The sequence below is a fragment of the Streptomyces coerulescens genome, from assembly GCF_042657965.1.
Taxonomy (GTDB): domain Bacteria; phylum Actinomycetota; class Actinomycetes; order Streptomycetales; family Streptomycetaceae; genus Streptomyces; species Streptomyces coerulescens.
Window position 1 is genome coordinate 337799 of the sequence record NZ_JBHSKM010000025.1, and the last position, 25083, is coordinate 362881.

A 25083-nucleotide genomic window follows, 5' to 3' on the forward strand; every position below is an offset into this window, starting at 1 on the left:
CTAGGCCGGTTTCAGGTCGGCGTGCACCAAGTGATGGTCCGAATTCCTGGACGGGTGCACACGTTGGTCAAGCGGGGCGAAACCTCGGAGGAATACGTAGTCGAACTTGCTCTGCCAGTCGGTGGTCGTTTCGCAGACACCGGTGGCCGACGGAGGGCACTGCGGATCTGCATCCGCGGCCAAGGTCCACATCTTCGCGAGTTCGGGGGAATCGGGCACGGCATTGAAATCGCCGAGAACGATCGTCCGGTCGTACCGTTCGACCTCCTTGGCGAGTACGCCGACCTGCTCGGCCCGGAACTCCTCTTGCCGTCGATGAGCGAGATGGGTGTTGAAGACACGGACCGACCGACCGCCGACGGTGGTGGTGACTGCCATGTACCCACGGTCCTCGGAACCGCCGTCGGGATATTCCACATTGACGTGATCTTTCATCGGCGCCGCCGAGAGAATCGCCTGACCGTAGCCCCCGGGGCTCCACGGCACTCCCCCGCAGCGGCCCCAACTCTGAAGAACCGTCCCGTACTCGACGCGGTAGACCAGCCCGTAAAGGCCCTCCAGATAATTCCGGATGCTCTCGACATCCCGTACGCAGGCCTCTTGCAGGCCGATGACCTGAGGCGCATACCTGGCGATGTCCGCCGCCCGGTCGGCGTTGCTCACTTCGCAGGGATTGCAGATGTTCCACGTCATGACGCGGTTCGGTACGACTTCTCGCACGGCGTCGGCGGGGAGGGACCTGCCGAACAGGCCACCACTCGGGGTACTGGGGCCGACGAGCACCATGAGAGCCACGACCACGGCCCCCGCGAGCAATCCCGTGCCCCGTCCGAACACCACCGCCTCCTCAAGTGGACCATGCCCCGCTCAAGAATATCGAGCCCTGAATCCGTACGGGCCGATGTCCGCGATCGACCGAATCGAGGACATCGGCCACGCCACCGGGCGGTGTTCCGGCCGTCAGCTCGTGAAGCGCCAAGTACCGTGTTCCACCCGGTAGACGGCGAATCCCGGCACCGTACGCAGATGCCGGGCACCGTCAGGTGCCGTCACCTCGTCCCGGCTCGAAGCGGGTACATGGACCTCCGCGACCGCACCCACCGGAACCCGCACGTCCATCGTGAAACCGCCCTCCGTCTGTGACCAGGCGACGCCCGCGGTTCCCCGGACGGTGCGGATCGACGTGCGGGCCCAGTCCACGCCGTGCCGGGCGTCGGGCCGCACGGAGAACGTCGCATAGCCGGCGTCGCCCGGACGCAGTCCTGCCACGTTCTCGTAGAGCCACTGGGCCACGGTGCCCTGGAAGTAGTGGTCGCGGGAGCGGGAGTCGAGCGGCCACATCTCCCACATGGTGTCCGCGCCGTTGTCGTGCCAGTAGCCCCAGCCGGGGTAGGTGCGTCGGGTCGCGACGGCGTGGGCCAGGTCCGGCCGGCCCTGCGCGCACAGCACCCGCAGCAGCACGCTGGTGCCCAGCGCACCGGTGTTGAGGTGCTTTCCGCGGCGTTCGACGTCCCGCACCAGGCTGTCGAAGACCGAAGCGCGGGCGCTGTCCGGCACGAGGCCGAAGGCGAGCGGAATCGCGTTGGAGGTCTGCCGGTAGTCGGGGTCCTTCGCCGTCCGGTAGTGGCCCTCCGCGCCCAGGAACTCCGCGTTGAGAGCTGCCTTCAGTTTCTCGGCGGCCTCCCGGTAGCGCGTCACCACGTCGTTCTCCCGAAGCACCTCCCCCATCTCGGCGGTGTCCAGCAGCGCTCGGTAGAGGTAGGCGGTCGCGGTCAGCCGCGTGTCCTCCGGGGGGTTGCCGCCGTAGCCGGGGGCGAGGTAGTCGCCGAGTGCCGTGACGGCGAGGCCGTCGCGCAGCCGGGACAACTCCCAGTCCAGATAGCGGGTCAGTGTCGTCCAGTGCTCGCGCGCGGCCCGCTCGTCGCCGTAGATCCGGTAGAACTCGCGGATGAGGAAGGGGTACACGGTCGTCCACTCGGGGGAGGGCCCGAGGTCGCCGTATCCCCAGCCGCCGCTCGGCACGATCACGGGCAGTTGGCCGGCGTCCGTCTGGCTGTCGGCGAGGTCGCCCAGCCACTTGGAGAGCATGCGGTGCATGGCGAACGCGTAGGTCATCACCGGTGTGCCGAGCTGGGCGTCGCCGGTCCAGCCGTTCTTCTCGTACATCGGGGTGTCGGTCGGAATGCCGTGCATGTTGTTCAGCACGGTGCGCCGCATGGCGCGGTCGAGCCATGCGTAGAAGGGCTCCGAGCAGGCGAAGGAGCTGACCTCGTCCAGTGGGGTGTGCACCAGCCGGCCGAGGATCTGCCGGGTGTCCGGCGTCTCGGGCAGGCCGCTGATCTGGATGTACCGGAAGCCCTTGTAGGAGAAGGAGGGCTCCCAGCTCTCCTCCTCACGGCCGGCGCAGATGTACTCGTCGCGCTGGAAGCGGTCGGGCACGTGCGAGGTCTCGGCGGACACGCTTCCGTCGGGCTTCAGTTTCTCGCCGTAGGTGAGCTGGATGCCGGTGCCCGCGGGGAGGTCGCGCACCGTGATCCGGGCCCAGCCGGCCATGGTCCGGCCCATGTCCACCACGTGTACCCCGGGGGCGAGCGGGGTGATTCTCTCGGGGTGGAAGGAGTCGATGACCTCGATTCCGTCGTGCGGCTGCGCCCGCAGGCGTCCTTTCGGCGCGCTCTGCACCTTGGCCGGGCGCCAGGAGGAGTCGTCGAAGCCGGGGCTGGTCCAGGGGCCCGGTTCGCGCCGGGCGTCGTATGTCTCCCCGGCGTAGAGGGAGTTGGAGAGTGTGGGCCCCTCGGTGATCCGCCACCGGTCGTCGGTGACGAGTGCGGTGCGGGAGCCGTCGGGGTGCTCGATCTCCAGGCGGGCGACGAGGCGCGGCTCCGAGTGCCAGGGCGGCCGGTGCCAGTTCCAGACGTTCGGGGTGGTCATGCCGAAGAAGCCACGGCCCAGGCTCACCCCGATGGCGTTGCCGCCGCGGCGCAGGAGTTCCGTGACGTCGTGGACGGTGTACAGCACGGTCTCGTCGTAGTCGGTGAATCCGGGGTCGAGCACCTGGCGTCCCACGCGCCGGCCGTTGATCCGTGCCTCGTAGTACGCCAGGCCGCTGATGTAGAGCCTGGCCCGGCTGATCCGGCCGGGGATGTCGAACTCCCTGCGCAGGAGTGGTGCCGGCTGTTCCGGCATCGTGACGCTCACGCCGGTGCCCCAGGGGCCTTGGCCGTACGGGGCGAGGACCACCGCCGGGAGCCATGCAGAGTCGTCGAACTCCGGCTCCTGCCAGCCCTGTTGCTCCGTCTGCGTCACTCGCCATCCGGCGTCGCTGAGGAGTTCGTACGTCCGCCCCGTCGACGTCTCCACCCGCAGGCGCACCAGCAGTCCCGCGGGGTTGACCGAGGCGCCGGCACGGTTGGTGGCCCTGGCGGCGAGGACGATGCCCGTGCCGGCGGCCGCGGCCTCCCGTACCTCCTGCGTCACGTCGGCGGTCCGGCCGGCCCGCCAGCCGTCCTGCTGTTGCGGGGCCTGCACTGCCTGATGGCCGTTCAGGTACAGGGCGAAGTCGTCGTCAGCGGTGGCCACCAGGGCCGCCGTGACCACTTCGGCGTCCGTCGGCAGGTCGAGGCGGGAGCGGAACCATCGGGTGCCCACGGGGGCGTTCTCCAGGCTCGCTCCGGTTGCCCAGATCCATGACGCGCCGGTGAATTCGAGCGGCGTCGGGGTGTCCACACCGATCCAACTGGCGCCCCACTCCTCGGGCGACAACGTTGTCTCCCACCACCGAGGCGCACTCCAGGCCGATGCTCTGCCCCGTCCGTCCCACACCTTGACCCGCCAGGCATACCGGGTGCGCGGGTCCAGGGCGGGTCCGCCGTAGGCCACGCCGACACTGTTCGGGGACATCACCTTGCCCGAGTCCCACACCAGCGCTCGGGCCCACCCCGCCCCGCCCGCCTTGACCTGGATGCGATAGGCGGTCTGCCGTGCGCCCTGACCGGGGGACGCCAGCTCCCAGGCGAGCCGGGGGCGGGCCACATCGGTCCCCAGGACGTTCTCGGCGTGCTCCACGGTCGTGCGGGTGACGCGAATTCCGCCGGTTCCGCCTCCCCCGGGGCCTTGCGGCCCGCCGGCCGGCGCCCCCGATGCGGGAGTCGCGGCGGCCAGGACGGGAATTCCGGCGCCCACTGTTCCTGCGGTGGCGCGAAGAAAGGTCCTGCGGTCCCAGTTTCCGGACATATCCACTCCCCTGCTCACTGTGTCCGACCCAGAAGGATTGAAACGATTCAACGAGCTCTCACCCGAATCCTATGGGCGGGCCGCTTCCGCCTACAAGACTGCGGATGCGTCCCGTCGGACATGCGGCGGGAATTCCGGGCGCACGGTTCCGGCCGGGGCATGGGGCCGGGGTCGCACGGTCGAACCTCGGTCGACCTGACCGGCCGTCATGCTTCCGGGGGCGGGCCGCCAACGGAGGCGGCCCGCCCTCGCCGTCATGGGGTCAGCCCATCCGTCACACCGGGTCGATCACCCAGCGGGACGCCGTTCCGATGGTGGGCTGGAAGACGACCTGGGCCCCGACCGTTCCGTTCGCGTCCAGGTACTTGCCGCTCTGGTTGTGCCTGATGGACTTGGGGCTGCCGGACGTGGTCGTCCACTTCTGATACGCGCCACCGTTGCACGGGAACGTGTAGACATCCGCGCCGTTGCCGTCGAGGCAGTGGCCTGATGCAGGGTTCCTGAAGATGCCGCCGGCGATCTGCCACACCTGCTTCGCGCTGCGGTCACACCTGCCGAGGACGAGGTTCCCCTTGCCTCCCGAGATGTTCACCTGGAGGCAGGAGTTGCTGCTGTTGCCGTTGATCACCTGGTAGTTCACCGGCGCCGCCTGCGCCGTGGTTGCGCCGCCGACCAGCAGCGTCGAGCCGAACGCGATCGCCGCGCCCGTGCCGGCGAGTCGCATGAGGTTTCCCTTGAGCGCCATGATTGATCCCCTCGGTTTTTCGATGATCGGGATGCGCTGCGGCATCCGTGCCGCCGACTACGTTGAGGGGTGGCGCCGCTCGGGTACGGCAGTCTCGGAGGAGCCCGGATCCGCTGGGTGTTTCCGCTGGATGAGCTACATTTCCGGACTCCGAAGTCCGGACGATTCCGGAGAGCAGGACGGGGGAAGCGGCGTAGATGAGGGAACCGGACTCACCACAGAGTTGGTTCGTCGGCCGGTTACGGCGGTTGCGTACGTCCTCGGGGTCACCCACCCAGGCGCAGCTGCTGGCCCTCGACGAGACCAGGGTCCTGACTCGGTCGTCGCTGTCGGACCTGTTGACAGGCAAGTTCACCAAGCCGCCCCCGTGGGAGCGGATCGCGGCCTATGCGACCGCGTGCGTCCGCGCCGCGCACGCCGCTCGGATCGACCTCTCCCCCGAGGAGGAGCTCGCGCGACTGCGGAGCGACCATGCCACGCTCACCGACCTGTTCGAGGCCACGGTCAGGGAGGTCCGCGCACCGGCGGCGCGTCCTGCGGGCGGCTCGCGGCCCCGTCCGGCGACCTACCGGCTGCCACCGCGCAACACCCACTTCACCGGCCGCGACGCGGCATTGGGCGAGTTACGGCAACGCCTCACCTCGGCCGGCCACGGCGCGATACAGGTCGTGCACGGATTGGGTGGAGTGGGCAAGACACAGCTCGCGGTCGAGTACGCCTACCTGTACCGGTCGGAATACCGGTTCGTGGCGTTCGTGGACGCCGAGGACCCCGGTCTGATGGCGTCCCAATTCGCGTCGCTCGCGAGGGAGTTGGGACTGGCGGAGGTGAGCTCCGAGCAGGTGGTCCCAGAGGTGTACGGCACCTTGCGGGACCACGGGCCCTGGCTGATCATCTTCGACAACGGGGAGAGACCCGCCCCGCTCGCGCACGCGCTTCCGTCGGGTGACCTGGGGAGCAACGGCCACATCATCGTCACGACGAGGTCGCGCGGCTGGTCGAGCAGAGCCGGCGTCATCGACCTGGACGTGTTCACCAGGCGGGAGGCGGTGGAGCTGCTGACCCGGCGGGTGTACGGCATGACCACGGCGGTGGCGGACCTGATCGCCGAGCACCTGGGGGACCTGCCACTGGCGCTGGAGCAGGCGGCCGGGTACATGGACTACCACCAGACCGCGCCCGAGGAGTACCTGGCTCTGCTGAGGTCGCGGTTGGAGGACATGATCGCGCTGGGCGAGCTGGTGGACCGGCCGGCGGTGGTGGTCGCGACCCTGTGGCAACTCAGCGTGCGCAGACTGGAGACCGAGCGGCCGCAAGCGAAGCGCCTGCTGGAGCTGTGCGCCCTGCTGGCGCCGGAGCCGATCCCGCTGGACCTGTTCAACCGCGGCCCGCAAACCCTGATCGCAGCCGCGGCCGACCCGGTGGCGTGGGACACGACGGTCGGTGCCCTCGCCGGCCTGGGGCTCGCGAGACGCGGAGCCTCCTCCCTGGTGCTGCACCGGCTGGTGCAGGCCGCCATCCGGGCCGCGATGCCGGACGACGTACGCATGGACGCCCGGGTACGACTGTGCCGGGCGCTGCTCGCGGCAGTGCCGCACGACGTCCACGGTGACCCGGATGCACGGCTGCGCTGGCAGGAACTGCTCCCGCACGCGCTCGCGGTGACCAGGGCCGAGCCACGGCCGACCGAGTGCGCCGCGGAGACGGCGACGCTGCTGAGGCTGGCGTCGGCATTCCTCCTGTCGATCGGGGACCACTCGGTGGCACTGCCCCTGTGTGAGCGTGCCGTCGCCATCGACGAATCGCTCGAACAGCGGGATGCGGACATCGGCTTCGACCTGATCACGCTGGCGCAGATCCACCGGGACCGCGGTGAGCCGGAGCGAGCGCGTCCGTTGGCGGAACGTGCTCTGAGCCTGCACGAGTCCTGTCTGCCGGCGGACAGTCCCGCCATCGCGACGGACCTGGCGACCCTGGCGAGAATCCGACACCTTCTCGGTGATCATCAGGCGGCGGTGCCCTTGGCCGAGCGGGCGCTGCGGATCGACGAGGCGGCGTACGGGCCGGACGACCCGTACGTCAGCTTCGACTTGATAGCACTGGCGAGTGTCCACCTCGACCTGGGCGACCACGCCGTGGCCGTGCCCCTGATCTCCCGGGCGCTGCGCATCCGCGAGACCAGTTACGCGCCGGACCACCTGTACATCGGGTACGCCCTGCTGCTCAAAGCCCGAGCCGTGGACGCGTTGAACGACCCGACCGCAGCGGGCCTCGCGCGCAGGGGCGCGCTGATCCTGAACACGCGGCTGGGCAGGACCCATCCCAAAACCGAGGCCGCCTTCGCTCTGGCCGACGGTCTGCTGAAAGGGGTCGGGATCACGTGATAGGCCCCCTCGCCCCCACGACGTGACCCTGCGTCAATCATTGCTCACGCACGACTGGATGCGATGTGCTTCTCCCGGGCACCATACGCGCATGCACCATGACCCCAAGGTTGCGCCGTCGGCTCCGCCGGAGCCTCGCCCGAAGCGGCGTAATGCCGTGCTGGCGCTGTACGACAGTCCCGTGTACCGCGACTGGGCGTTCTGGATGACCGTCGGCTGGGGTCTCTTGACAGCCGTCGCCATTCCCGGGGGCGATCAGCCAAGCTCGCTGCCGGTATGGCTGGACACGCTTCTCGCCGTGCTGACGTTTGTCATCCTTTTCGGTGTCTTTCCCAGCTGGGTGCGGTTGCTCATCCGGCGGTGGCTGGCACGCAGGCGTGACGGCTCGCCGCAGTCCTGGCCCGGGACACCGCTGGGAACAGGTGCCGGCACGGTCGCGCCGTCTACTCAAGGGCCGACTGCGCCAGTCGTGCCGTCGTCTCCGCCCTCGCCCGCTCCACCAGCCCGTCGCCAGTCTCCGTCTCCCCAACCCGTCCAGCAGAGCGTCCGTCTCACCAAGGACGCCACGGAGTCGGCGGCCGTCTCCGCGGTATGGGCAGATGCCCGGCATCTCATGCCGCACCCCGTGGCCCGCGCCCTTCGTACGCTCCAGCAGGCGAATACCAGCAAGGAGCAGTACGAGGCGGTGCTCGATGCCGCGGAGATTCTCGCGATCAGCGTCAGCGTCACTGCGGCTGCGCTCCTTCGGGGCAAGAGCAGTGGGTCCGTGGAGAGCGAGGAGAGCGGTCGGCGCCACCTGTCCATGCTCCGTAGTGGCCTTGTCAGCGGAGGGGGTGCCACGTTCGGGACCTGGACCAATTGGCTGGAGTCTCTCCGGCCCTTCGCCGCGAGCCACCCGGACGCGGTTCTCGGACTCTCGGAGGCATTGCACAGCGATCTCCACTCCGCGGGACTGGTCGACCACCTCAACGCCCTGCGCAGGGAGAGGAATCGCGCCGCTCACGGTGACAGGCCGCAGAGTGCGGGCGAGTCCACCCTGCGGGTGACGGAGATCAGACCACACCTGGAACAGGCGCTGATCAAGGCAGAGTTCCTGACCCGGTTACCCTGGCTCCTCACCATCTCTTGCTCTTTCCAGCCGAGGTCGCACACCTTCGACGTCGTTGCACACCATGTGATGGGTGATCATCCCGATTTCGAGCGACGGGAGTTCACCTGGCCCGATCCCGTGGCCAACGACGCGTTCTACGTCCTGAGACCCGAAGGCCCGGTCACACTGTCCCCCTTCGTCGCCAGCCAGTTCTGCCCGCAATGCCAGCAGGTGGAGGTCTGCTACGCAGCCCGGACGGGCAAGAGCACCGGGCCCGCGACTCTCAAGAGCTTCGCCCGAGGCCATACCCTCCACTCCCCCGACCTCGGCGACGAGATTCGCTCACTTCCCGACCACCGGAACGGCACTACCCCATGAGGGAGCAGCCCTCAGCGACACGTGCCACACGTGGTGTATTCGAGCTTGGCCGGTCCCTTGCCCCCTCACGCCGGTCATTCGTGGGTCGGGCCCCTCAGCTGTAGATGTCGCGCCCGGGTGCGCACAGCGGGTCTGTTGCTGCGGCATCGCGGCGGATGAAGAGCGCGGATTCGCCGCCGTTGGCCGAGATCACCCAGCAGAGCTGGTAATGCCGACGCAGGACTTCCCGCTTGGCGATCTCCGCGGGGGTGTTGTCCAAGGGCTGACCCGGACGATCGCGCAGGACGTTGATCTCGCGATGCTGGAGCATGCGCTGCCGGATGACGTCCGGCGGCGCCTCGACGCCGTACAGCGTCCCGGATGCGGCCGGCGTCTGCATCAGCGCGATGTCGTCGAGTGGTCCGAATACGGCGGGCCGGGCCAGTACCCACACGCGTCGGCGGGCGGGCTGGAACAGGACTGGTTCAGGGTCGCCCGGGACGGTGACGGTGAGTCCCCAATAGCTTTCCACGGTGTCGGTGCGGCTGACCGGGGAGCGCAGCTGCCAGTACCAGGGGCCGAGCGCTGAGGAGAGGGCGAAGGCGACGGCTGCCGTGGCGTAGAGGCGGCGCCGTCTGCGCGCCGGGTCCGCTCGAAGGATCAGCTGCCAGTGTCGTAGGGCCTGGCCGGCGAGGAGCGCCAGCCCGGACATGCTGTACAGGACGTAGCGATCGACGTACCACGGGTGGACGAGGGACACGGTCAGCAGGAACCCGGCGGGGACGATCAGGAGCGGCACACCGATCGCCGGCAGCGTCACTGCTCCGGCCGGGCCCGCGTCCCGCCGGCGGAGCCATACGCCCAACGCGGCTGCCACGGCGGCGGGGACCACGAAGCCCAGCCAGTCCTGCGGGCTCGGACGGCCCAGCCAGTCCAGCTGTGCTGACGCCTGACCAGCGCTGACCACCGCCAGAGGCGCTACGGCACCACCGGCGAAGGCGACCCCCAGCAGCCAGGGCCATCCCAGGCGGCGCAGGTGTCCGCTGCGCGCGAGCGTCACGGCGTGCGCGAGGACGACCAGTAGGGCGAACACATGAAGCCATCCGCCCAGGAGCAGCATCGCTGCGTACCCTGCCCACCAGCGTCGTCGGCCGTCCTGGAGCGCGCGCACGAGGAACCAGGTCGCCCATACCACCGCGGCGCTCACCAAGGCGTAGGAGCGGGCCTCCTGCGCGTAGAACTGGACTTGAGGGACGCACAGGAAGGCGAGCCCGGACAGGAACCCGGTCGCCGGGTCACCGAGCCGGCTGCCGATGGCGTGGACTCCCAGTACAGCCGTCAGCGTGCCGAGCACCGACAGGGCTCGCAGTGACAGGACTCCGTCGTCCCACACGGCGAGTACGAGGTGGGCCAGGAAGTAGTACAGGCCGTGGACCGCGTCGATGTTCTGTACCAAGAGCCACAGCTCACCGAGGGAGCGCTTGGCGACGGCGTAGCTCACCGTCTCGTCCCGCCACGACGACGCGTCGCGGTCGAGCTTCCAGAGACCCACCAACCCGACCAGCAGAACGAGAAGGGCCAGCAGCAGTCGCCGATGCCGGCGGTTCAGCCGGTCTCGATCATGTACCGGATGCCGCAGATCGTGCGCTCCCCACATCTCCAGACGACTGAGCACCGCGGTCACGGGACCGCGTAAGCGCTCCGACAGGGCGCGACGGCTCTCAGGCCCGACGGCCTGCGCACGGCTTTCCTCCACGATCAACCCCCGTTGCTCCGGACCCAGTTGTGCCGGTTGGGCGGCACTAGGTGGAACGTACCGGCTGTCCGGCCGCTGGCGGGCGCAGCGCGTCCAGCACCACACGCACCGCCGCACGAGGCGGCACCCCCCTGCGGATCGCGGCCGTGATCGAGCGGGTCACCGGACTGGCCAGCTCCCTGGTGACGACGCGATAGCGGCCGGCGTCGACCGCCAGACCCGGTAGCAGTGCGACCGCATGCCCTGCCTCGACCAGTTCCAAGGTCAGCATGTAGTTGCTGAACCGGGCAACCACTCGGGGCTCGAACCGCGCCTGCCGGCACAGCCGTAGGGCGAGATTCGCCATGTACGACTGGGGGATGTCGAAGGCCCACGGTTCATCGGCGAACGCGGTCAGGTCCGCCGGCTCGCGCCCGGCGGCGGGGTGCTCGGGCGGCAGCACCAGCAGGATCGGATCCGTCGCCAGCGGCAGGAGGTCGAGGTCCGGTCCGAGCGGAAGCCCTGCGAAGTCCGTGGTCGTGATCACGAGGTCCGCGTCGCCGACCCGCAGCGCCGGCACACTCTCGTGCGGCTCCAACTCCTGGAGCTGGACGTCGAGGTGGGGGTACTCGCGGGCCAGGCGGGTCACCGCCGGTACGGCCATGGTGTGCACCACGCTCTGGAACGCCCCGAGCCGCACCAGGCCCGACGGCTCCTCGCCGAACCCGCGCAGCTCCGCCTCCACGGTGTCCATGTGGTCGAGGATCGCCCGCGCGCGCCGCGCCAGGATCAGCCCGGCCGAGGTCAGCCGCACCCGGCGCCCCGTCCGTTCGAGCAGCTGTGTGCCCGTCTCGGTCTCGAGCACGGCGAGCTGCTGGGACACGCTCGACGGGCTCAGGCTGGCGGCCTGGGCCACCGCCCGAACCGTACCCAGCGTGTCGAGCTGCGTCAGCAACCGCAGCCTCCAGGGATTCATCACCGCCTCATTATTGTGCGGTTTTCCCGAACAGGAAAGCCGGATTTGTGTGATGGACGTGGCGCTCGCCCGTGTCCTAGCGTCGGAGTCATGGCTGCTGAGACCCCTACGTCCACTGTTCTTACGGCCCCTGAGTCCACGTTCTGGGCCGATGCCGACCGGCACCTCGTCCGCTACGGCGGCGGGTTCACCCGCGAGATCATCGAGCGCGCCGCCGGCAGCTTCGTGTACACCGCGGACGGCCGGAAGATCCTCGACTTCACGTCGGGCCAGATGAGCGCGATCCTCGGGCACTCGCACCCGGCGATCGTCGAAACCGTCCAGCGCCAGATCGCCACCCTCGACCACCTCTACAGCGGCATGCTCAGCCGCCCCGTCGTCGACCTGGCCCGACGCATCGCCGAGACGCTGCCCGCTCCCCTGGAGAAGGCGCTGCTCCTGACCACGGGCGCCGAGTCGAACGAGGCCGCGATCCGGATGGCCAAGCTGGTCACCGGCAAGCACGAGATCGTCTCGTTCGCCCGGTCCTGGCACGGCATGACCCAGGCCGCCGCCTCCGCCACGTACAGCACGGGTCGCAAGGGCTACGGTCCGTCCGCTCCCGGCAACTTCGCGATTCCCGTCCCCAACGCCTACCGCCCCGACTTCACCACCCCCGACGGTGAGCTCGACTGGCGCCGCCAGCTGGACTTCGCCTTCGACCTCATCGACGCCCAGTCCACCGGCAGCCTCGCCGCCTGCCTCGTGGAGCCGATCCTCAGTTCCGGCGGCATCATCGAACCGCCGCCCGGCTACTTCGCGGCCCTGCAGCGCAAGTGCCGCGAGCGCGGCATGCTCCTGATCCTCGACGAGGCCCAGACCGGCCTATGCCGCACCGGCACCTGGTACGCCTTCGAACGCGACGGCGTCGTCCCCGACATCCTCACCCTCTCCAAGACCCTCGGCGCGGGTCTGCCCCTGGCGGCTGTCCTCACCAGTGCCGAGATCGAGCAGGCGGCGTACGAGCGCGGCTTCCTCTTCTTCACCACACATGTCTCCGACCCGCTGGTGGCCGCCGTGGGCAACACCGTTCTCGACGTACTGACCAGGGACCGCCTGGACGAGCGTGCCCGCGGTCTCGGCGCCTTCCTGCGCAGCGGCCTGGCGGACATGGCCGCCCGTCACGAGGTCATCGGCGACATCCGCGGCCGGGGGCTGCTCGTCGGCCTGGAACTGGTCGTCGACCGCGAGACCAAGCAGAGCTCGGACGAGCTGGGCGCCCGGGTCACCCGCCGCTGCCTCGAACTCGGCCTGCACATGAACATCGTCCAACTCCCCGGCATGGGCGGCGTCTTCCGCATCGCACCCCCGCTCACGGCAACCGAGGACGAGCTGGTCCTCGGCCTCTCGATCCTGGACACCGCGATCGGCGAGGCGAACGCGGCGCTGTGAGCGGTCCTGGCCGGCGGAGCCCTGGCACCGGCCCGCGCGCGTGCGGATACTGACCGCGGTGACGTCCGGGAGGCAGAGGACGGGGGCGGCGGTGCTGCGCATCCAGTTCACGGCCGAGGACCTTGCACGGACCCGGCCGGCGACGCGGCCCGATCCGATGTGGGAGATCGTCTTCAGCCTGCATCGCCTGCAGACGGCGCAGGGGCGATGGGCGTTCGCGGACTGGCTTCGCGACGCGCGCACGGCCCTGGCCGGCACCGCACTGGGCATCGCGGTGCGCAAGCTCCTGATACCGGTCCTGCCCCGGGCCGCCTACTTCCCCGATTTCGTGACGCCCCATGAGGCGAACGAGGGTCTCGACCGTGCCCTGGCGGCGATCCTCGACACTCCGCCGGCCCGTGTCCGCGACGAGATCGGGCAGCTGGACCGCCGGGTCGGTGCTCCGAACTGGGCTCCGAGACTGGCCGAGCGGCAGTTCCGCGAGGAGTTCGTCGGGGCCCTGCGTGTCCACCACGAGGCGCTGATCGCCCCGTACAGCGATCGGATGCAGGCCGGGTTCGAAAGTGAACGCGCCCTGGGCACCCGGGCCTTGCCGGACGGCGGTCTCACCGGCCTGCTCAGCGGCCTTGCGCCCGCGGTGCGTTGGCGGCCGCCGGTACTGGAAGTGGAGTACGCAGCTGACCCGGAGCGTCGGCTGGGGGCGCCGGCCTGCTGCGGTCTGCGTCTTTCGAGCACGGTCGAAAGCGTCGGCCGACCGTGACATCGTGCCCTCACCGTCCACCTACGCCGATGGGGGAACGATGGTCCGCCTACGCCGTGTCTTCGCCGTGATTCTGGGGGCGGGACTCTTCGTGTTCATGGGGGTGGCCCCCGCCCAGGCCGCGCCCATCAACGGACGGGTCTACTGGGTGACCAACCTCCATACGCCCGATCACTGCCTCCTGGTCCGGGCCGGCGGGAAGGCCGTTCAGTACCCGTGCAGCAACTACAACGACCAGAAGTGGCAGTTCCTCGACGGTGGCCCCGACGGCTACTACCAGCTCAAGAACGTGAGCAGCGGAAAATGCCTCGCCGCGCCCGACAAGGAGCAGAACGCCCAGGTCGGGGTGAAGACTTGTAACGCGAGCGACGCCTGGCAGATCTGGCACTACTTCTTCTCGGACAGCCCCACCGGCTGGCAGATCGCGAACGTCCAGAGCGGCAAGTGCCTGGTGACGCGCGGCGCGGTCCGTGAGACACCTGTGGTGCAGTACTCGTGCGCCCACTACGCCGACCAGTTCTGGCAGCACATGACCGGGCTCTGAGCAAGATGCGCCGCTTCGCACGAGGAATTGACCGGAAGTCACCACCGGGAAACTGAGCAGTACTCATCTTCATTCTCGGTTCCGGGCAGACCCTATTTACATGAACTCCGTTTCGTTACTGCCGGTTAGCCCCTGCCTACTGGACAGTAGGTTCATACTCCGTCGTATCGTGGCCCCCGGGGGCAAGCCGTCGAATTCTGGCGGCAACGGGGACACCGCTCCCACCTGTCCGCGATGCACGGGGGATCAAGGGGAGCATGGAGAAGCGGCTGGAATTCCGAATCCTGGGACCACCGGAAGTACGCGTCGGGGAGGTCCAGGTGCCGCTGGGGGGACCGCGGCACCGCACGATTCTCACCCACCTGCTCCTCACTCCGGGCCGTGTCGTCCCGGTGGACGCGCTGATCGACTCGGTGTGGAACGAGCACCCGCCCGCCACCGCGCGTACCCAGGTATCCATCTGCATCGCGGCGTTGCGCAAGGCGTTCAAGAACGCGGGCTGTCCTGAGGAGATCATCGTCACGGCCCATCCCGGGTACCTCCTGCGGCTGGGCCGTCACACGCTGGACACGGCCGAGTTCACCGAACTGGTCACCCAGGCCGAGACGGCGGTGCGCGAGGATCGGCTGCCGGAGGCGTCCCGCGCCTACGCGGACGCACTGCGGCTGTGGCGCGGACGCCCGCTGGCCGGCGTCATCGGCTTGCGTGTGGAGGACGAGGCGCAGCGGCTGGAGGAGCTGCGCCTGAACGCCTTCGAGGACGCCACCGCGGTACGGCTGCAACTGGGCGACCACCAGCGGGTGTTGCCCGACCTGGCGGCGATGGTGCGGCGCCATCCGCTGCGCGAGCGCGCCCGCCATCAGCTGATCACCGCGCAGTACCGTTCCGGCCGGCGGGCCGAGGCGCTGGAGACCTTCCAGGAAGGGCGACGGTCGCTGATGGAGGAGCTCGGCATCGAGCCGGGCCCGGCCCTGACCGAGCTGCGTGACGCCATCCTGCAGGACGAACGGTCGCTGTCGGTGCCCGACCCGGACGGCGAGCCGATGCCCCGGCCGAGCCCGGTCGGCGACCCCCTGGAGCTTCCGCCGGACGTGCCGAGCCTGGCCGGCCGCAAGGAGGAACTGGCCCTGCTGGGCGAGCTGCTGGACACCGGCGGCACCACCCGGGCCCCGGCCACCGGCCTGATCACCGGCGTCGCCGGGGTCGGCAAGACGGGACTCGCGATCCACTGGGCGCACAGCGTCGCGGACCTGTTCCCGGACGGCCAGCTCTTCGCCGACCTGCACGGCTACGACGAGCAGTTGGAGCCGACCACCGCCGACGAGGTCCTCAGTCGCTTCCTGCGGTCCCTCTCCGTGCCCGCGGGCCAGATACCCACCGAGCCGGAGGAGCGGGCCGCGCTCTACCGGAGCCTGCTCGCCGACCGCCGGGTGCTCGTCGTGCTGGACAACGTGCGCAGTTACGCACAGGTGCGCCCGCTGCTGCCGAGCGGCGGCGGCTGCTGTGTGCTGGTCACCGGACGTGAGCAGATACCGGAGTTGGTGGCCTGGCCGCCGCGCGCCTGGGTACGGCTCGGGCCGCTGTCCACCTACGAGGCGGTCGAGCTGCTGAGCGGCATCGTCGGCGAGGGGCGCGTCACCGCCGAACCGGTCGCCGCCGCCACCCTCGCCGAACTGTGCGACCTGCTGCCGCTCGCGCTGCGCATCGCCGGCGCCCGGCTCGCCTCGAAACCGCACTGGACCGTCGAGCACCTGGCACGCAGGCTCAGCGACGAGCGGCTACGGCTGGACGAACTCAGCCAGGGCGAGTCGCAGGTACGGGCCAGCTTCGCGCTGACGTACCGGGGCCTGTCCGCGCAGACCGCGCGGCTCTACCGAAGACTCGGGCTGCTGGACGTGCCGGACTTCTCCTCCTGGGTCGCCGCCGCCCTGCTCGACACCGACCTCTACACCGGGGAACAGCTCATCGAGGAGCTGGTCGACGCGCAGTTCCTCGACGTGATCGGCCAGGACCTCTCCGGGCACACCCGCTACCGGTTCCAGAACCTGCTGCGGCTGTTCGCGAGGGAGCGCGCGCAGGAGGAGAGCCCCGAGGAGCGGCACGCCGTGCTGGACCGGGTGTTCCGCACCTACCTGTTCCTCGCGACGGAGGCCCACCGGCGTTCCTTCGGCGGTGACTTCAGCATCATCCACGGCACCGTCGTCCCGCACCGGCTGCCGCCTGAGCTGACCGACACCCTGCTGGCCCGGCCGCTGGACTGGCTGGAGGCCGAGCGGCTCTCGCTGAGCGCGGTCGTCGCCCGGGCCGCCGAGGCCGGCATGGACGAGTTCGCCTGGGATCTCACCCTCTGCGTCCTGGTGCTCTTCGAGACCCGCAACTACCTCGACGACTGGCGCGAGTGCGCGGAGCGCTCCCTGACCGCGGCCCGCGCCGCGGGCAACGCGCGCGGCGAGGCCGCGATGCTGCACGCTCTCGGCGCGCTGGAGATGCGCCAGCGGGACTTCACCACGGCGTACGGCCTGTTCACCCGGGCGCTGGAGCTGCACGAACGAGCCGGGGAGGAGCACGGCGGGGCGCTGGTGCTGCGGAACATGGCGATGATCGACGAGATGCGCGGTGAACTGGACACCGCGATGCGGTACAGCACCGCGGCGCTGGAGGTCTTCCGGGCGGTCGGCGACCGTTCTTCGGAGGCCCATGTGCTGAACAACATGGCGCAGATCTGCCTGGACCGGGACGACGTCGACGACGCGCAGCGGCTGAGCGAGGAGTCCGTACGGGTCTCCGCCGCGATCGGCGAGGGCGGCGCCCGTAGCCTGGCGCTGGGCACCCACCGGCTGGCCCGGGTGCATCTGGCCCGCCAGGAGTACGACCTCGCCGAGGAGGCCCTGGTCCGGGTGATCCACATCGTGCGGGGCCAACTGGACATGCTGGGACTGGCCCATGGGCTGCTGGCGCTCGGTGAGGCCCGGATGGGCGCCGGGCGCTGGGAGCAGGCGCGGGCCACCCTGCGGCAGGCGCTGGAGGTGGCGGCCCTGGTGGGCAGTGCGCTCGTCGAGGGACGGATCAAACTCGCGCTCGGCATGGCGGGCCGGCAATGCGGCGATTCCCAGGAGGCCCGGCGCAATTATCTGGGGGCATTGGCCAACTTTGAACGAATCGGCGTGGAGGCGTGGATTCAGCGGACCAGAGCCGCACTCGCCGAACTGCCCGACGAGAACTAGTGGAAGGGAAAACAGGCACGGTAAGCCGTTCGATAATGAGGGGAAAACCGGCCGCACTAGTGTGTTGTTCACGAATTCGCGACATCACTGTCGATACATGGGGGAAGAAATGATGGACGTCCGCGTCAGCCATCGCCACGCCGCTGCGGCCTCCGGCTCCGACGACGAGAGCTGGCACTGAGCCGACGACAGCGGCCCCGCCCCGAGGCAAGCTCGGGGCGGGGCCGCTGTCGTGTCCCGCTCGTTCACCGAGTGGCCGGAGACCTCCGGCTTGGGCAGGGCGGGGCGGGCAGACCCGCGGCGAAGAGCAGCACCAGTTCGTGGAAGCGGTAGAAGGGCCGGCCCATCAGGTCCACGCCGCACAGGTCGAGCAGCGCTCCGTCCACGAGTTGCTCCAGCCACTGTTCGGCGGTCGCCTCGGTCGTCGCGAGGACCCCGGCCGCCCGGTGCGCCGGGAAGGGCTCGGTGCCCATGTCGGCGAGCCGTACCAGGACCGACCGGGCGGGCGCCGGCAGAGCGTACAGCGACGGCAGCAGGGCCGCACCGACGTCCATGCCACCGTAGGAGAGCTCCCGCAGCCGGTTGGCAGGGGCCGCCATGCGCTGGGCGAGGCGGGCCACGGGCCAGAACGGGCGGGCGAGGAGGCGACTCCCGGCGATCCGGAGCGCGAGCGGCAGTCCGCCGCAGTAGCCGAGCAGGTCGTCGGTGGCGTCGGGTTCGGCGGCCAGCCGGGCCCGGCCCGTGACGGCGGCCAGCAGGTCGAGGGCCGCGGGGTCCCCGAGCGGCGCGAGTGCCGTGGTACGGGCGCCGATGACCTGGGTGAGCCTGGTGCGGCCGGTGATCAGGACCACGACGCCCTGGAGACCCGCCAGTACCGGGTCGAGCAGCTTTCCCTCGGCCGCGCCGTCCAGCACGACCAGCAGTTGCCGGCCCGCGGTGCGGGCGCGCAGCCGCCGTACGAGGTCCTCGGCCTCCCTGCGGTTCCCCGGCGCGCCGACGGCCGGCAGCGTCGCGTCATCACCGTCCTCGAGAGGCTCCCCAAGGTCGCGCAGGAGCGCGGCGAGGACGTCACGGGGCGGGCGGGGGCGGCCGTTCGCCCCCGACAGCTCGGCGAAGAGCCGGCCGTCGGGGAAGTCCGCGGCGGCGGCGTGCGCGACATGCACCGCGAGGGCGGTCTTGCCGACGCCGGCCATGCCCGTGACCAGCAGATGGCGCGGCCCCCGCCCGGCGACCGACTCCGCCAGCTGGGTGCGGAGCGTTCGGATCTCGGCGTCCCGGCCGGTGAGTTCGTCGACGGACGGCGGCAGCGTGGACGGTGCGACGGGACCGGCCGGTACTTCCCGTGTGGGCCGGGTGGCATCGCCGGGACCCGGGCCCCGGGTGCCCTTGAGGACGGCCGTGTAGGTCGAGCCGAGGGCCTCGCCGGGGTCGATGCCGAGCTGGTCGGCGAGGAGGCTGCGGCCCTCGTAGTAGCTCTGGAGGGCGTCGCTCTGCCGGCCGCTGCGGTAGAGGGCGGTCATCAGCTGCGCCCGAAGCTTCTCCCTCAGCGGGTGCCGGGCGACGAGGCCGGTGAGCTCGGCGGTCAGCTGTTCGTGCCGGCCCAGCGCGAGGTCGGCCTCGATGCGGTTCTCCAGCGTGTGCATCCGGGCCTCCTCCAGCTGCGGGAGCTCCGCATCGGCGAGGTGCTCGGTGACGTTGGCGAGGGCGGTGCCGCGCCAGTGCCCGAGGGCCTCGGCGAGCAGCGCCCCCGCTTCCCGGTGGCGGCGTTGGGCCAGCGCGGCCCGCCCGAGCCGGTCCAGCCGCTCGAACTCCAGCAGGTCCACCGCGCTGTTCGGGGCCTGGAGCAGATAGCCGGGCGGCCTGCGCTCGATGCGTACGTCGTCGCCGAGAAGCTTGCGCAGCCGCGACATGTATGTGTAGATCTGTGCGCCGGATGTGGCCGGTGGTTCCCAGCCCCACAGCAGGAAGTTGAGTCTGCTGTCGGACACCACACGGCCCTTGGCGAGCAGCAGGGCCGCCAGTACCGTGTGCACCTTCGAGCCGGAGAGCGGAATTCGTAATCCGCCCCTGTGTGCTTCCACCGGGCCGAGGACTCGGAAGTCCATGCGACACCCCCCCGTCTGGCGTGTGCGATTGATGTACTCGCGACGAAGCTATGCGGGAGGCCTATTCTCGTGTTATCCGTTCGGTAACACCACCGACTCACGAGGCCGCGTCCGGTAACAGACGGTCGAGAACCGGCCAGTCTTCCACCGATCAGTCGTCGTCCACGGTCAGCTCACGGCCGAGGGACGCGGCGACCGTCTTGTGCACGTGCTTGCCCCCCTCGCCGTTGGTGAGTACGACACAGCCGCTGCCGGAACGCAACCGCAGGGAGACCAGCGCCCGGAACCCGGCGGTCTGCCCGCCGTGGCCGAATTCCGGCTCCCCCAGGGATCCGTCGACGACCGTACCCAGACCGTAGAAGCTTCCGGGGAACGCCTCGGTGAGCATCTGCGTGGCGAGAGGCGCCGGCAGCAGCTCGGAGCAGCCCAGGTGGGCCTGGCGGATCTCCGCGGCGAGCTGGGCGATGTCGGCGGCGGTGGACCACAGTCCGCTGCCGGCCGACACCGGCCGCACCCGGAAGCCGTCGAGCAGCGGCCGGCCGTGCCCGTCGTGCCCCGCGGCCCAGTCGTCCCGGGCATGGAGCCCGTCGACGGGCGGCGTGAAGGAACTGTCCGCCATGGCCAGCGGCGCGAAGACAAGTTCCGCCGCCAGGTCGGCGAAGTCCTGCCCGGTGACGTCGGTGAGGAGCCGTTCGGCCAGCGCCCACTGGCTGCCCGCCTTGCGGAACCGGGTGCCCGGTTCGTGCTCGGCGCTCACGTCGTCAAGCACGGTGTCGAGCTTGGGCATCGGCTCGCCGGGTCGCCACCAGGTGGCGGCGGCACTTGAGAAGCCCGCCGTGTTCGACAGCAGGTGACGCAGGGTCACGGACGCTCCGGTGGCGGTGCGGGGCACACGCCGCCCGCTCAGGTAGCGGTCCAGGTCCGCATCGAGGTCGAGTTCGCCCCGGGCCACGAGGCGCAGCGCGGCGAACGCGGTGACCTGTTTGCTGATGGACCCGACCTGGAAGCGGGTGCGCATCGTCACCGGGAGCCCGCTGTCCGCGGAACGCACCCCGTACACCTGCACACCCACCAGCCGCCCGTCCCGCAGCAGGGCCACGGCGGCGCCGGGCACCCGGTGCGCGGCCATGGTCCGGGTCGGGTCGACGGGCCCGCCCGCCGGTGCCACCGACGTCATGGCCGATTCCTCACCTTCTCGTTTCTCTTCCGTCCCGGTTCCCTCGGGCGGGGTGCCGTCGAGGGCCTGCGCGAGGTCCTCCACGGTCTCGCTGTCCAGCAGCATCCGCAGGGTCAGAGCGAGCCCGGCCCGCCGCGCGGCGGCCATCACGTGCACGATCCGCATGGAGTCGGCGCCCAGGTCCTGCAATCGGTCCCGTACGCCGACGTCGGTGACGCCCAGCACCTGGGCGCAGATCTCCACCAGTTGGCGTTCGGTGGCGGTGCGGGGCGCCATGTAGGCGCGGTCCCCGGCGAGCGCCGCCCGGCCGGGGACGGGCAGCGCGGCCCGGTCGACCTTGCCGGCCGGGTTCAGCGGCAGTGTCGGCAGCGGCACGACGGCCGCGGGCACCATGTACGCGGGCAGGGTGGCGGCCAGCCGGTCCCGCACCGCCGCCGGGTCCGGGTCCACGCCGTCGGCGCCGACCACGTACGCCACCAACCACTTCTCGCCCTGGTCGTCGTCGCGGGCCACCACGGCGGCGTCGAGGACGTCCGGGCCGCCGCGCAGCACTTCCTCGATCTCGCCGAGCTCGATGCGGAAGCCGCGGATCTTGACCTGGTTGTCGGCGCGCCCGAGGCACTCCAGCTGCCCGTCGGTCCGGAACCTGGCCAGGTCGCCGGTGCGGTACATACGGGAGCCGGGCGGGCCGCCGTACGGCTCCGGCAGGAACCGTTCCGCGGTGAGTCCGGGCCGGTCCACGTAGCCGCGGGCCAGGCCCGCGCCCGCGATGTACAGCTCGCCGGTCACCCCGACGGGCACCGGCCGCTGTGCCGAGTCGAGCACATAGGCGCGGTAGTTGGGCAGGGGGCGGCCGATCGGCACCGATGCCGCGTCCGGCGCCAAGTCGGTTCCGGTGCACCAGACGGTGGCCTCGGTGGGCCCGTACAGGTTGCTCAACCGATCGACGCGGCCCACGAGTTGTGCGGCCAGTCCTAGCGGGCACTCCTCCCCCGTGGTGACCGCGACGACCGGGAGCCGCTCCATCCCCGCGGCCAGCAGCAGCTTCCAGCCGGCCGGTGTGGCCTGCACATGGGTGATCCCCGCGCTCTGCACTAGCCGCAGCTGTGCCGCCGGGTCGCGGGCCTCGGCGTCGTCGGCCAGCACCACCCGGCCGCCGGTGACCAGGGGCAGGTAGAGCTCGGCGGTGGACACGTCGAAGGCGAGCGAGGTGATGGCCAGCCAGCGGTGCTCCGGCCCCGAACCGTGCCACCGCCGCATCGAGAACAGCATGTTCAGCAGCGCGTACTGGCCGATCTGCACGCCCTTGGGGCGGCCCGTGGAGCCGGAGGTGAACAGGGTGTACGCCAGCCGGTGGGTCCGCGCGGGATCGTCCGGGTCGCGGTCGGCGGACCGGTCGGGCGGCGTGGCCGGGCAGGCCGCGATCCGCTCGCGCTCCGCGTCCAGGTCGATGGTGTCGCCCTGGTGCTCCGAGCCGAGCAGCGCGGCGCTGCCGCCGTGCGTCACCGTCAGCCGCGCACCCGCCGTCTCCCGCATGTAGTGCAACCGCTCGGCGGGGAGCGAGGTGTCCAGAGGCAGATGGGATCCACCCGCCTTCCAGATGCCGAGCAGCGCCGGCAGGGTGTCGGGGCCCCGGCGCAGCAGCACCCCGACCACCGACTCGGGTCCCACCCCGGCCTCCCGCAGCCGGTGGGCGATCCGGTTGGCCTGCTCGTCGAGTTGCCGGTACGTGACGGTGTGCCCGCCCACCTGCACGGCGACGGCGTCGGGGGTGGCCGCGGCCTGCCCCTCGATCACCTCGTGGACGTAGCGCCTCATCCCCACTCCACCTCGGTGTCGTTGAAGTCGTCCAGGACCTGGGCCAGTTCCGTCACGGACAGCAGCGAGGCGTGCACGTCGCCGTCCGGGTCGGTGGCCATCGCGTCCAGGACCGCCCGGTACATCCCGGCCACGCGCTCGGCGTTGGTCCGGTCGAGCCCCGTGCTGACCGCGCGCAGCACCAGCCGGCCCGGCACGTTGGCCACGGACAGCGTGAACTCGTTGGAGCTGTCGCCCGCGCCCGCCTGCACGTCCACCGCGCTGCCGGCGGTCTGATGGAAGTCCTGGTAGCGGTACATCACGTCGAACAGCCGCCTACCGCCCGCCAGTTGCTGCACGGCGGGCAGCGGATACCGGCGGTGCGGATACACCTCGGCCTCCCGGTCGAAGACCTGACGCACCAGCTCACGCCAGGTGCGCGCGGTCCGTTCGTGTGCGAAGGGCAGCGTGTTCAGGTACATGCCGAACACGCGCTCGGCGCCCGGCGCCTCGGGACGGGCGCTGTAGACGACGCCGGTGTGGAAGGCGTCCTCCCCGGTGACCGTGGAGAGCACCTTCAGGTGGGTGGCGAGCAGGACCGCCTTGAACGAGGTGTCGGTGGACCGGGCCAGCTCGCGCAGTGCCGGCTCGATGTCGCGGAAGTCCACGGACAGCTTGAAGTCCTCCCGCGGAGCGCCGTTCCCCGCGCCCCACTCCTGGGGCAGTCGGCACGGCGCGTACCCGTCGACGACGCCCTGCCAGTAGGCGCGGTCCTCGTCGGAGGCGAGGGATTCCTGCTCGGCCGCGACGAAGTCGGCGTACCGCACGTCCACCGGCTCAGGATCCCTGGGCGGTTCGCCGGCCGCGTACACCTGGTAGAGGTCGAGGACCTCCCGCAGCAGCGACTGCTGGCTCCAGCCCTCCGTGATGGCGTGGCAGTGGGTGAAGCCCAGATGCCACGCCTCGTCCGACTCGACCAACGCGGCGAACCGCAGCAGCGGCGGCCGGTCCAGGTCGAACAGCGCGGCCCGTTCCGCGGCGATGTGCTCCTGCCGTGCCGCGGTGAACCGCTCGCCGTCCCTGCCGCGCAGGTCCCGCACGGTGACCTGCGGTTCGGCGGCCGGATGCACCAGCTGCAACGGTACCGAGAAGCCCTCCAGGTCGAAGGAGGTCCGCAGCATCTCGTGCCGCTCCACCACGGTCCGGGCGGCGTGGCGCAGGGCCTCGGCGTCGAACGGGCGGCCGTCGTTGATCCGGAACGTCGCCGTGTTGTGGTACTTGTTCAGCCCGTCGCCGGCGAGCATCTCGACCAGCATGCCGAGCTGCACCTTGGCGACCGGGTACGCGTCCACGATCCCGTCCGGCAGCCGGTCACGGTCCTCGTCGCCGACCAGGGCGAACGGCTCCACCGGCTGGTAGGTGTCGGCGAATTCGCCATTCGTGAGGGTGGCGGCGAGATTGGCCACCGTACGGTGTTGGAAGACGTCCCGTACGGCGGCTTCGAAGCCCTCCGCGCGCAGGGCGCCGACCAGCGCGATCGCCTTGATCGAGTGTCCGCCGAGGTCGAAGAAGTTGTCCTCGACCCCGACCCGCTCCACACCCAGCACCTTGCTCCAGACCGCGGCGATGCGCTCCTCGGCGGGCGTGCGGGGCGCGACATAGGTGTCGGTCGCGTCCTGGTCCGGGTCGGGCAGGGCTCGGCGGTCGAGCTTGCCGTTGGCGGTGAGCGGGATCGCGTCCACCTGCACGAAGACGGACGGGATCATGTACTCGGGCAGGACGTCGACCAGCTCGGGAACCTCACCGACCACGTACGCGATCAGGCGCTGGTCCTCCTCGGACACGATCACCGCCGCGTCCACCACCCCCGCCTGCGCGACCAGTGCGGCACGCACCTCACCCAGCTCGATGCGATAACCCCGCACCTTCACCTGATCGTCGATCCGGCCCAGGAACTCCACCGCACCGTCCGAACGCCACCGCGCCAAGTCCCCGGTGCGGTACATCCGGCTGCCCACCGGACCGTATACGTCCGGGAGGAACTTCTCGGCGGTACGGGCCGGGTCGCCCACATAGCCACGGGCCACGCCGGTACCGCCGACGAACAACTCGCCGACCGCGCCCACCGGTACGGGCTGAAGGTGAGTGTCCAGGATGCGCATGGTCATGTTGGGCAGCGGCCGGCCGATCGGCACCACGCCCTCGACGGTTTCGAGCAGCGGGAACACACAGGTACCGACGGTGGCCTCGGTCGGCCCGTACTCGTTGAGAACCTTCCCGTCCCCCAGGACCCGCCGCCACCGCTCGACAAGAGCGCCGGGCAACGCCTCACCGGCCACAACGACCTTGCCGGCCAGCGCGCCGATCTCGTCATCGCCGAGCTGACCCGAGAGCACTTCAAGGTGGCCTGGGGTGAGCTTGATGAAGGAGAAGGGGCCGGCGTCGGTCAACGCGTCGCCGAGTTCCGTCAGTTCACCGTCGTACAGCCAGGTGCGCTGACCGGCCGCGAGGGGCGCCCATACATT

At 70.5% G+C, this 25083-nt stretch carries 14 protein-coding genes; 6 read left to right on the plus strand and 8 right to left on the minus strand.

Annotated elements, in window-relative coordinates; all coding sequences use genetic code 11:
- From ACFPQ9_RS33560 to ACFPQ9_RS33570, 3 genes are all read right to left on the minus strand, one after another.
- Nucleotides 1-840 carry an endonuclease/exonuclease/phosphatase family protein gene (locus ACFPQ9_RS33560; protein ID WP_380861899.1) on the minus strand — a complete coding sequence of 280 codons (840 nt, stop codon included), beginning with the start codon at nt 838-840 and terminating at the stop codon, nt 1-3.
- Nucleotides 841-960: 120 nt separating this feature from the next.
- Complete coding sequence (locus ACFPQ9_RS33565; RefSeq protein ID WP_465269590.1) at nt 961-4233, minus strand: family 78 glycoside hydrolase catalytic domain; 3273 nt, start codon at nt 4231-4233, stop codon at nt 961-963.
- A gap of 274 nt (nt 4234-4507) precedes the next feature.
- Nucleotides 4508-4978: an RICIN domain-containing protein gene (locus ACFPQ9_RS33570; RefSeq protein WP_380861903.1), complete on the minus strand. Its 471-nt coding sequence runs from the start codon at nt 4976-4978 to the stop codon at nt 4508-4510.
- A gap of 197 nt (nt 4979-5175) precedes the next feature.
- Here ACFPQ9_RS33570 and fxsT point away from each other — a divergent pair, with 197 nt between their 5' ends.
- Together fxsT and ACFPQ9_RS33580 are read left to right on the plus strand one after the other, a co-directional pair.
- Nucleotides 5176-7362 (plus strand): FxSxx-COOH system tetratricopeptide repeat protein, encoded by a 2187-nt coding sequence (fxsT, locus tag ACFPQ9_RS33575; RefSeq protein WP_380861905.1) that lies wholly within the window; start codon nt 5176-5178, stop codon nt 7360-7362.
- A 91-nt stretch (nt 7363-7453) separates the two neighbouring features.
- Complete coding sequence (locus tag ACFPQ9_RS33580) at nt 7454-8830, plus strand: hypothetical protein (protein ID WP_380861907.1); 1377 nt, start codon at nt 7454-7456, stop codon at nt 8828-8830.
- 94 nt (nt 8831-8924) lie between these two features.
- Here ACFPQ9_RS33580 and ACFPQ9_RS33585 read toward each other — a convergent pair whose 3' ends face one another.
- Together ACFPQ9_RS33585 and ACFPQ9_RS33590 are read right to left on the minus strand one after the other, a co-directional pair.
- The gene (locus ACFPQ9_RS33585) at nt 8925-10484 is read right to left on the minus strand and encodes a glycosyltransferase family 39 protein (protein ID WP_380861909.1); all 1560 of its coding nucleotides are present in this window, start codon (nt 10482-10484) and stop codon (nt 8925-8927) included.
- Nucleotides 10485-10611: 127 nt separating this feature from the next.
- Entirely contained in the window at nt 10612-11520 is a 909-nt protein-coding gene (locus tag ACFPQ9_RS33590) for a LysR family transcriptional regulator (protein ID WP_380861911.1), read from the minus strand.
- A gap of 90 nt (nt 11521-11610) precedes the next feature.
- Between ACFPQ9_RS33590 and ACFPQ9_RS33595 the strand changes: the two genes are divergently transcribed.
- The 4 genes from ACFPQ9_RS33595 to ACFPQ9_RS33610 all read left to right on the plus strand — a co-directional run bounded on the left by ACFPQ9_RS33595 (nt 11611) and on the right by ACFPQ9_RS33610 (nt 17479).
- Nucleotides 11611-12951 carry an aspartate aminotransferase family protein gene (locus ACFPQ9_RS33595; RefSeq protein WP_380861913.1) on the plus strand — a complete coding sequence of 447 codons (1341 nt, stop codon included), beginning with the start codon at nt 11611-11613 and terminating at the stop codon, nt 12949-12951.
- Nucleotides 12952-13009: 58 nt separating this feature from the next.
- Nucleotides 13010-13711, plus strand: a complete 702-nt coding sequence (locus ACFPQ9_RS33600) for a hypothetical protein (protein WP_380861915.1) — start codon at nt 13010-13012, stop codon at nt 13709-13711.
- 4 nt (nt 13712-13715) lie between these two features.
- Nucleotides 13716-14255 carry an RICIN domain-containing protein gene (locus ACFPQ9_RS33605; protein WP_380861917.1) on the plus strand — a complete coding sequence of 180 codons (540 nt, stop codon included), beginning with the start codon at nt 13716-13718 and terminating at the stop codon, nt 14253-14255.
- A gap of 320 nt (nt 14256-14575) precedes the next feature.
- Complete coding sequence (locus ACFPQ9_RS33610) at nt 14576-17479, plus strand: AfsR/SARP family transcriptional regulator (protein ID WP_380861919.1); 2904 nt, start codon at nt 14576-14578, stop codon at nt 17477-17479.
- A 245-nt stretch (nt 17480-17724) separates the two neighbouring features.
- On the opposite strand, the gene ACFPQ9_RS33615 is transcribed toward ACFPQ9_RS33610, so the two are convergent.
- From ACFPQ9_RS33615 to ACFPQ9_RS33625, 3 genes are all read right to left on the minus strand, one after another.
- Entirely contained in the window at nt 17725-19584 is a 1860-nt protein-coding gene (locus ACFPQ9_RS33615; protein WP_380861921.1) for an AfsR/SARP family transcriptional regulator, read from the minus strand.
- 151 nt (nt 19585-19735) lie between these two features.
- Nucleotides 19736-22579, minus strand: coding sequence for a non-ribosomal peptide synthetase (locus ACFPQ9_RS33620; protein ID WP_380861923.1), 2844 nt, complete (start codon nt 22577-22579; stop codon nt 19736-19738).
- On the minus strand, nt 22576-25083 hold a 2508-nt coding region (locus ACFPQ9_RS33625), incomplete at its 5' end, for a condensation domain-containing protein (RefSeq protein ID WP_380861925.1). The genes ACFPQ9_RS33625 and ACFPQ9_RS33620, both read right to left, overlap by 4 nt.